The organism is Variovorax sp. 20P10.2.4, assembly GCF_058244205.1.
The window spans coordinates 1-8,264 of record NZ_JBZAYE010000316.1; the positions used below are offsets into that span (position 1 = coordinate 1).

Annotated in this window: 10 protein-coding genes; 4 read left to right on the forward strand and 6 right to left on the reverse strand. The window is 69.2% G+C overall.

Going from position 1 to position 8,264, the window contains the following annotated elements; all coding sequences use genetic code 11:
- From AC27VN_RS24985 to AC27VN_RS24995, 3 genes are all read left to right on the forward strand, one after another.
- The coding region (locus AC27VN_RS24985) for a YadA-like family protein (protein WP_490878255.1) at window positions 1-464 on the forward strand (464 nt) is incomplete at its 5' end.
- 144 nt (window positions 465-608) lie between these two features.
- Window positions 609-1,874: a DUF1835 domain-containing protein gene (locus AC27VN_RS24990; RefSeq protein WP_490878256.1), complete on the forward strand. Its 1,266-nt coding sequence runs from the start codon at window positions 609-611 to the stop codon at window positions 1,872-1,874.
- Between the two features lie 58 nt (window positions 1,875-1,932).
- Window positions 1,933-2,391, forward strand: a complete 459-nt coding sequence (locus AC27VN_RS24995; protein ID WP_490878257.1) for a GNAT family N-acetyltransferase — start codon at window positions 1,933-1,935, stop codon at window positions 2,389-2,391.
- Window positions 2,392-2,742: 351 nt separating this feature from the next.
- Here the strand turns inward: AC27VN_RS24995 and AC27VN_RS25000 are convergent, their stop codons facing one another.
- The 3 genes from AC27VN_RS25000 to AC27VN_RS25010 are packed head-to-tail and all read right to left on the reverse strand — an operon-like array spanning window position 2,743 to window position 5,870.
- Window positions 2,743-3,468 (reverse strand): SIR2 family NAD-dependent protein deacylase, encoded by a 726-nt coding sequence (locus AC27VN_RS25000; protein ID WP_490878258.1) that lies wholly within the window; start codon window positions 3,466-3,468, stop codon window positions 2,743-2,745.
- Between the two features lie 60 nt (window positions 3,469-3,528).
- The gene (locus AC27VN_RS25005; RefSeq protein WP_093340672.1) at window positions 3,529-3,765 is read right to left on the reverse strand and encodes a YbdD/YjiX family protein; all 237 of its coding nucleotides are present in this window, start codon (window positions 3,763-3,765) and stop codon (window positions 3,529-3,531) included.
- A gap of 26 nt (window positions 3,766-3,791) precedes the next feature.
- A complete protein-coding gene (locus AC27VN_RS25010) occupies window positions 3,792-5,870 on the reverse strand; it encodes a carbon starvation CstA family protein (RefSeq protein WP_296787083.1) in 2,079 nt (692 codons plus the stop codon).
- Between the two features lie 233 nt (window positions 5,871-6,103).
- Here AC27VN_RS25010 and AC27VN_RS25015 point away from each other — a divergent pair, with 233 nt between their 5' ends.
- Window positions 6,104-6,463, forward strand: a complete 360-nt coding sequence (locus AC27VN_RS25015) for a hypothetical protein (RefSeq protein WP_296787086.1) — start codon at window positions 6,104-6,106, stop codon at window positions 6,461-6,463.
- A gap of 9 nt (window positions 6,464-6,472) precedes the next feature.
- Here AC27VN_RS25015 and AC27VN_RS25020 read toward each other — a convergent pair whose 3' ends face one another.
- The 3 genes from AC27VN_RS25020 to AC27VN_RS25030 all read right to left on the reverse strand — a co-directional run.
- On the reverse strand, window positions 6,473-7,012 hold the full coding sequence (locus tag AC27VN_RS25020; RefSeq protein ID WP_490878259.1) for a C40 family peptidase: 540 nt from the start codon (window positions 7,010-7,012) through the stop codon (window positions 6,473-6,475).
- 152 nt (window positions 7,013-7,164) lie between these two features.
- Entirely contained in the window at window positions 7,165-7,455 is a 291-nt protein-coding gene (locus tag AC27VN_RS25025) for an HU family DNA-binding protein (protein WP_093340680.1), read from the reverse strand.
- Window positions 7,456-7,767: 312 nt separating this feature from the next.
- On the reverse strand, window positions 7,768-8,264 hold a 497-nt coding region (locus tag AC27VN_RS25030), incomplete at its 5' end, for a response regulator (protein WP_490878260.1).

Genomic DNA, 8,264 nt, shown 5'->3' on the forward strand with positions numbered 1-8,264 from the left:
GCAACGATTCGGTCGCGCTCGGCGCCAACACGCTCGCCACCGGCCGCAATGCCGTGGCACTGGGCCAGGGGTCGGTCGCCACGCGCGACAACAGCGTGTCGGTGGGCAACCAGGCCACCGGGCTCGCGCGCACCATCACCAACGTCGCGCCGGGCGTGCTGCCCGGCGATGCCGTCAACCTCGGCCAGATGCAGCAGGCCGTCGCCACCGCGACCAACGAAGTCCGCAGCTTCGCCGCGCAGGGCATCGCGTCGGCACTGGCCATGCCCGGCATCCCCATGCTCGCGCCCGGACAGCGCTGGGTGGGCGCCGCGGTCGGCAACTACGCGGGCGCCTCCGCGCTGGGCATGGCCTTCGGCTACCAGGTCAGCGAGCGCCTGAACCTGGGGCTGGGCGTGTCGACCGGAACCAGCGGCAGCGCCAACCACGTGGCCACGCGGGTGCAGGTCGGCTACGCCTGGTAGCGAGGCCGGGGCGCGTCCTAGAATGCGGGCCGGCGTCTTCCACGCCTCCCGTCCGCGGAAAGGGCTGCGCCCAGGTTTCATCCCCCATCGCATGCCCATGCGACTCCCGGCCAGACAGCGGACACGGCCGACACTGGAGTTCGTATGTCCAACACCCCTCGCGACACCCATCGCGCCTCGGCCCGCAGCGGCCACATCAACCTCGAGCAGCAGCGCAAGCGCGCCAAGGAACTGCTTGCACGGCTCGCCGATGGCAGCGCCGCTGCGCCACCGTCCCTTCCTTCGCGTCGGAGCGCTTCGGCGCCACGGCTGGCCGACGCCCAATGGCTGATCGCGCGCGAGCTCGGCTTCGCGAGCTGGCCCAGGCTCAAGGCCCATGTCGACGCGGTCGACTTCGCCGCGGCGCATCCGGGCTTCGTGGCCGACGACGAGGCCGGCACTCGGCACTGGCGCTGCGGCAACGACATCGCCCACACCCTGCAGATCGCCGGTTTCCGCGGCGCCTTCCACATGTTCGCCGACCCGCTGTGCATGGGCCCGGTGCCCGAGCAGCCCGAGGCCGCCTTCATCGAGACGCGCAGCGCCTTCGTCGCCCGGACCTTCGGCCTGCCGCCCGACGACGCACGCGGCCGCATGCGCGGCGAATACGAAGCGCTCGCGCGCCTGCCCGATGCAAACCGCGCCGTGCTCTGGTGCGAGGCCGATGCCTACGACCAGCTGTTCCTGATCGCCGTGCTCGCGCGGCTCGAGCGCCTGCCCGCGAAGCTCGAGCTGATCGAGATCGATCGCGTGCCCGGCGTCGACCGCTTCATCGGCATCGGCCAGCTCGCACCCGCCGTGCTGGCCTGGCTGTGGCCGCGCCGCAGGCCCATCGATGCGCCTGCGCTCGAACTCGCGCGCAACGCATGGCGTGCCTACCGCGCGCCCTCGCCCGAGGCCTGGGCCGACATCGCGCACGGCGAGACGCCCGCCCTGCCCTTCCTCGCGCCCGCGTTGCGGCGGCAATTGCAGGAGCTGCCCTCGCTGCGCGACGGCCTCTCGCTGACCGAGCGCCTGGTACTCCAGACCATCGACGAGCACGACCGGCTCGCGTTCGGCCAGGTCTACGCCGAACTCAACGAGCATCGCGAACCGCTGCCCTTTCTCGGCGACCTGATGTTCCATGCGCTCGTGCGTCCCTTGATCGATGCGGCCGAGCCGCTGATCGTGGAATCCGATGCACAGCGCGACTGGCCCCAGCGCCCGCTCGAACTCACGACACTGGGCCGGCGCGTGCTCGCGGGCGAGAGGTACTGGATCGACCATGCGAGCCACGAACGCTGGATCGGCGGCGTGCGCATCGAGCCCCGCCGGGCGCACTGGGCGATCGACGATGCACTGCGCCCCGTCTGGCGCGGCGAGCCTCGCTGAGTCCGCAGCGCGCGGGGTGCTTTGCTACCCTGCGCGCTTCATCTCATCCGACAGCCCCATGACCACGATCTCCGTCCGCCAGGCCGTGATGGCCGACCTCGATGCACTGGCCGCGCTGTTCGACCAGTACCGCCAGTTCCAGGGCCAGCCCAGCGACCTGCCCGCCGCACGCGCCTTCCTGTGCGAGCGCCTCGATCATGGCGAATCGGTGCTCTTCCTCTGCCACGACGGCACCGTGCCCGTGGGCTTCGCGCAGCTCTACCCGATCTTCTCGTCGGTCTCGCTCACGCGCGTGTTCATCCTCAACGACCTGTTCGTCGCCGCGGCCGGGCGCCGCCAGGGCGTCGCCTCGCGCCTGCTCGCGGCCCTCGAGTCGTATGCGTGGTCACTGGGTACCGCGCGGATCTCGCTGAACGTCGCGCGCGAAAACGTGTCGGCGCAGCAGCTCTATGAAGGGCAGGGCTGGGAGCAGGACAGCAAGTACTTCATGTACCACCGCTTTCCTGCTGCTTCGTAGTGCCGCGCGAGGGCGGCGATAGGCAGGCCCTGTCCATTTGCGAGGCCCGGTGCCCTCACCCTAACCCTCTCCCAGAGGGAGAGGGGACAAGACAAACACAAGGCCGAGCGAAGCGATGGCCCGAGCCACCCCCTCTGGCTGCGCCGAGGAGCGCAGCGTTTCGCGGATAAGGGCTCGCAGCTGTTTGAGCGAAGCGAGTTCTGCGAGACCCCGCGAAACGCGAGCACCGCAGGTTGCCCGTAGCGAAGCGGAGGGTCGCAGACAGTGGGGTCGCCTTTTCTTTGGTTACTTTCTTTTGGCGAGACAAAAGAAAGTGACTCGCCCGCCGGGGCGAAATCCCGGCCTGCAATCTCACCCCCCCTTCAACCCATCCACCATCAACGGCAACAAAACTTCCGAAGCCCCTCTCAGCACGACACGCGCCCTGTCGTCCAGATGCGCAATAGGCTCCATGTTCAACGTGATCAACGCAGCCCCATGCGCCATCGCAGCCACCGGCAAATCCGCCGCCGGATAAACCACAGCCGTACTCCCAACCAGCACGAACAGATCGCAGTCCACCGAAGCCTCCTGCGCATCCATCAACACCCCCGGATTCAACATCTCCCCAAACATCACCACATCCGGCCGCGCATGCCCCCCACACCGCAAGCAGCGATGAAAGGGCCACGGCCCATGCCGATTCCCGCACCGATCGCACCGCCACCGCCGCAGATTCCCATGCAACTCGAGCACGTCGACACACCCCGCCTGCGTCAGCAACCCATCGACGTTCTGCGTGATCAATCGCGTAGCCGGCCGCAACCGCTGCAGCGCAGCCAGCGCCCGATGCCCCGGATTCGGCGCCGCCTCCTCGATCACGGCCAGACGCTGCGCCCAGAACTTCGTGAAGCCCGCCGGATCGCGCGCCAGGTCCTCCGCATGCGAGAACTGGATCGCGTTCTGCTGCATCCACAGCCCATCGGCGTCCCGGTAGGTCGGGATGCCCGAGGCGCGGGACAGCCCCGCGCCGGAAAAAACGACGACGCGCCGGCTTGCGTTCAGCAGGCCGATCGCCGTCTCCAACTCTTCTTGCATGAATGAAAAAACGCTTCCTTCGGAAGCGTGGTGATCGTCAGCGGACCATTCTCGCCCAGCTCAACAGCAGCGCCCCTTGCCCGCGCCGTAGCGCGCCTCGAGCCGCTCGCGGAAGAAGGCCTCGTAGCTCATCGGCGGCCGGTCGGGATGCGTGGCCGCCATGTGGCTCAGGTAGACGTCGTAGTCGGGCAGCCCGACCATCAGCCGCAGCGACTGCCGGATCGAGCGCGCGATGTAGCGCCCGGTGTCCGCGAGGCCGCGGCCTTCCGTGGTGGCGAGCGCTTCATCGATGGGCATCGTGCGTTCCCTTGCGGTTCGCGCACTCAGTGCGCGCCGCGCGCCGCCACCGCGCCGCCCATCGGCTCGAACGGCGTCTCGTGCGCGGTCGGCCGGTTGGCCGCGCGCGCCGCGATGCAGGCCTTGATGCTGTAGACCAGCACGCTGAGCACCACGAACATGAACAGCGCGCACAGCGCGGCATCGAGCCGGTCGTTGAAGACGATGCGCTCCATCGCCGCCGTGGTCTTGGCCGGGGCCACCAGCACGCCGTTGGCCAAGCCTTCGCTGTACTTCGCCGCATGCGACAGGAAGCCGATCTTCGGATCGCTCGAGAAGATCTTCTGCCAGCCCGCGGTCAGCGTGCAGGCCAAAAGCCACACGGCCGGCGCCGCCGCCACCCAGGCATAGCGCTCGCGCTTCATGCGGAACAGCACCACCACGCCGAGCAGCAGCGCCACCGCGGCCAGCATCTGGTTCGAGATGCCGAACAGCGGCCACAGCGTGTTGATGCCGCCCAGCGGATCGACCACACCCTGGTAGAGGAAGTAGCCCCAGGCCGCCACGCACAGCGCGGTCGCGACCAGGTTGGCCGGCAGCGAGTCGGTGCGCTTGAGCGCGGGCACGAAGCTGCCCAGCAGGTCCTGCAGCATGAAGCGGCCCGCGCGCGTGCCGGCATCGACCGCCGTCAGGATGAAGAGCGCCTCGAACAAAATCGCGAAGTGGTACCAGAAGGCCATCATGGCCTGGCCGCCGATCACCTGGTGCAGGATGTGCGCCATGCCGACCGCGAGCGTGGGCGCGCCGCCGGCGCGGCCCAGGATGGTGGTCTCGCCCACGTCCTTGGCGGTCTGCAGCAGCATCTCGGGCGTGACCACGAAGCCCCAGCCCGAAATGGTCTGCGCCGCCTGCTGCACCGTGGTGCCGATCAGGGCACCGGGGCTGTTCATCGCGAAGTAGATGCCGGGCTCGATGCACGAGGCCGCCACCAGCGCCATCACGGCGACGAAGGACTCGGCCAGCATGCCGCCATAGCCGATGAAGCGCGCATGGCGCTCGTTGTCGAGCATCTTGGGCGTGGTGCCCGAGGAGATCAGCGCATGGAAGCCCGACACCGCGCCGCAGGCGATGGTGATGAACAGGAACGGGAACAGGTTGCCCGACCACACCGGGCCATTGCCCTGCGCGAACTGCGTCACCGCCGGCATCTGCAGCGTGGGCGCCACCACCACGATGCCGATCGCCAGCGCGATGATGGTGCCGATCTTCAGGAAGGTCGAGAGGTAGTCGCGCGGCGCGAGCAGCAGCCACACCGGCAGGCTCGCGGCGACGAAGCCGTAGCCCACGAGCATCCAGGTCAGCGCCTTGCCGTCGAAGGTGAAGGCCGGGCCCCAGACCGGGTCCTGGCTCACCCACTGGCCACCGAAGATCGCGAGCATCAGCAGCACGAAGCCGATGATCGACACCTCGCCGATGCGGCCCGGGCGGATGTAGCGCAGGTAGAGGCCCATGAAGACCGCGACCGGAATCGTCGCGGCCACCGTGAAGGTGCCCCACGGCGATTCGGCCAGCGCCTTCACCACGATCAGCGCCAGCACCGCAAGGATGATGATCATGATCATGAAGGTGCCGAACAGCGCGATCATGCCGGGCACCACGCCCATCTCCTGCTTGACCAGGTCGCCGAGCGAGCGGCCGTCGCGGCGCGTGGAGATGAACAGCACGATGAAGTCCTGCACCGCGCCCGCGAACACCACGCCCGCGAGCACCCACAGCAATCCGGGCAGGTAGCCCATCTGCGCCGCCAGCACCGGGCCCACCAGCGGACCCGCGCCCGCGATGGCCGCGAAGTGGTGGCCGAACAGCACGTTCTTGTCGGTCGGCACGTAGTCCAGGCCGTCGTTGTGGCGGTGCGCCGGCGTCTTGCGGTTGCCGTCCAGGCCCAGCACCTTGTCGGCGATGAACAGGCTGTAGTAGCGGTAGGCGATCAGGTAGGTGCAGATCGCGGCGGCGACCACCCAGATCGCGTTGATCGTTTCCCCACGGCTCAGGGCCACGGTGCCCAGCGCGAAGGCGCCGAACACCGCGATGACGAGCCACACCAGGTGGCGGCGGATGCTCTGCATGCTTTGTCTCCTCGGATTTGTCGAACCCCGGGAGTCTTGCCGGATGCGCGCGCGCTGCCATCCGTCGCACCGCGCGGGCGGAGCGCGTGGCTTTGCGTAATGGAAAACCCGAGGGCCGCGCGATCGGCGGCGTTTACGGCTTCTTGATGCACCCCGCCGCGCATTCGACGCCGTTTTTATGCACGGCTTTCCATACTCGATGCATTTCCGATGCCAGCACTGCGAGCACGCGCATGAACACGAACAACGCCCTGTGGCACCGCGCCGCGGCCTGGGCCGGCCAGGTGCGGGCCCGTCCCGACATGACGCTGCTGTGGACCTGCTGCGGCACGCCCGCGCTGGGCACGCAGGCGCTGCTCGGGCACGCCGGCAGGCACGAACTGCGGCTCGCGTCGTGCAGCCATTGCGGCGCGCAGTGGCTCTACCTCATGCAGGCGAACGACTGGCTGCCCCTGACCCGCGACGATGCCGCGGCCCTGCGCGCGACCCACGGCACGGCCCGTGCCGCGCTGCTCGCGCGCTGGGCCGAGGACGACGAACAGGCCGACTGGCGCCGGCGCAAGCAGCGCGCGAGACGCGAGGCCGAGGAGTGAGCGCGCGGCTCAGCCGGGCCGCCGCACCTGCACCGGCTGCCGCGACCAGTAGATGCCGTCGAGCCGGTCGAGCCTGACCTCGCCGCCGGTCGAGGGCGCATGCACGAAGCGGTTCGCACCCACGTAGATGCCCGCATGCGTCGGCGTGCCCGCGCCGAAGATCACGAGGTCGCCGGTGCGCATCTCGGAGGCCGGCACGCCCTGCCCGAACGAGGCCATGCGTGCCACCGTGCGCGGCGTCGACTGCCCCACGCTCTCGCGGTAGACGTAGCCGATCAGGCCGCTGCAATCGAAGCCGCCATCGGGCGTGTTGCCGCCGTAGCGGTACGGCGTGCCGACCAGCCCCAATGCATGGATCGCGATGCTGTTCGACTGCTCGTCGCTCAGCGGCGAGCTGCGCACCGTGGGAATCGATGGCGAAGAGGTCGACGGGGGCCGGCTCGCGCAGCCCGCGGCCAGGATCGCCACCGCGCAGGCCCCGGCGGCAAGGAACCGATGCAGTTGCGTCGGGATGCGGTGGCCGGGGTCGTGCGCGCGTGCGTCGTGCATGTCGATGGACGGGTCTTGTGAACGTGCGCGCACTCTAGCGCGAATGCCCGCGCGCCAAAAGCAAACCCTCCGCGTTCCACGCGCATCGGATGCGCGGGCCCGCGGAGGGCTGGGGTGCAGCGCGCGTGAACCGCGCGCCGCGAAGCACGGGATCAGGCCTGCTGCGCCACGCCGTTCACCACGTCCTTCAGCGCCTTGCCGGCGGTGAACTTGGGGGCCTTGCTGGCCTTGATCGTCAGGGGCTGGCCGGTCGACGGGTTGCGGCCCGTGCGCTCGGGACGGCTGGTCACCGCGAAGGTGCCGAAGCCGATCAGTTGCACCGTGTCGCCGCCGGCGAGCGCGCGCGAGAGGTTGTCGAGCGCCGCGTCGAGGGCGCGGGCGGCGTCGGCCTTGCTCAGGCTGGTGTCGTTGGCAATGGCGGCAATGAGGTCGGTCTTGTTCAAAACGAGTGATTCCTTGTGGATGGATGACAGTTCGGTGACGCCCCCGCGCAGCGAAGCGGCGGGGACGCACCGGCTCGAATTTAACGGGCGCTACGCCGGCCTTCGGCCGGCACGCACGCGAAAGCGAGGCAGCGTGAACGATGCACGGGTTCGGAGCGATCCGTCGCCGCGCGGCGAGGCTGCGGTTCTACCTCATGCGGAGGCAGGTTGTGCGCTCGGCGCGAGGCCGGCGCTCATTCGTTTACGTCCGTTTCGTTCGGAAACTCCGAAGTTCGCGCCAACTGCGTGCAGACGGGAACTTTTGCGGCGCATTCAGCGCCGCTCGAACTCCCTCGCATGCTCCACCGCATACTTGATCAGCTCGGCCTGCCCCTCGATCCCGAGCCGCCGCTTGATGCTCTGGCGGTGCGCCTCGACCGTGCGCACGCTCAGGCCGAGGTCGCGCGCGATCTGCTTGCTCGATTCGCCGCGGCCCAGCGCCGCGAGGATCTCGCTCTCGCGCGGCGTGAGCAGCGGGCGCGGGGTCTGGTTGCGGAACAGCTTCTTCGACACGGCCGGGCTCAGGAAGGTACCGCCCGCGGACACGGCCTCGATGGCCGCGACGATCTCCGACGCCGGCGCGTCCTTCAGCACGTAGCCGTGCGCGCCGGCCTGCAGCGCGCGCTGCACGTACTCGGGGTTGTCGTACATGCTGAGCATCACGACGTGCGGCGCGGGCTCGCGCTCGAGCAGCAGCGCGGCCAGCTCGATGCCGTTCATGTCCTTCATGCCGATGTCGACCAGCAGCAGGTCGGGCCGCACGCTGTCCA

Bases quoted from the DNA above. Each gene is read 5' to 3' on its own strand.
- AC27VN_RS24990 (WP_490878256.1), top strand. From the start codon at position 609: ATGTCCAACACCCCTCGCGACACCCATCGCGCCTCGGCCCGCAGCGGC.
- AC27VN_RS24995 (WP_490878257.1), top strand. From the start codon at position 1,933: ATGACCACGATCTCCGTCCGCCAGGCCGTGATGGCCGACCTCGATGCA.
- AC27VN_RS25000 (WP_490878258.1), bottom strand. From the start codon at position 3,468: ATGCAAGAAGAGTTGGAGACGGCGATCGGCCTGCTGAACGCAAGCCGG.
- AC27VN_RS25005 (WP_093340672.1), bottom strand. From the start codon at position 3,765: ATGCCCATCGATGAAGCGCTCGCCACCACGGAAGGCCGCGGCCTCGCG.
- AC27VN_RS25010 (WP_296787083.1), bottom strand. From the start codon at position 5,870: ATGCAGAGCATCCGCCGCCACCTGGTGTGGCTCGTCATCGCGGTGTTC.
- AC27VN_RS25015 (WP_296787086.1), top strand. From the start codon at position 6,104: ATGAACACGAACAACGCCCTGTGGCACCGCGCCGCGGCCTGGGCCGGC.
- AC27VN_RS25020 (WP_490878259.1), bottom strand. From the start codon at position 7,012: ATGCACGACGCACGCGCGCACGACCCCGGCCACCGCATCCCGACGCAA.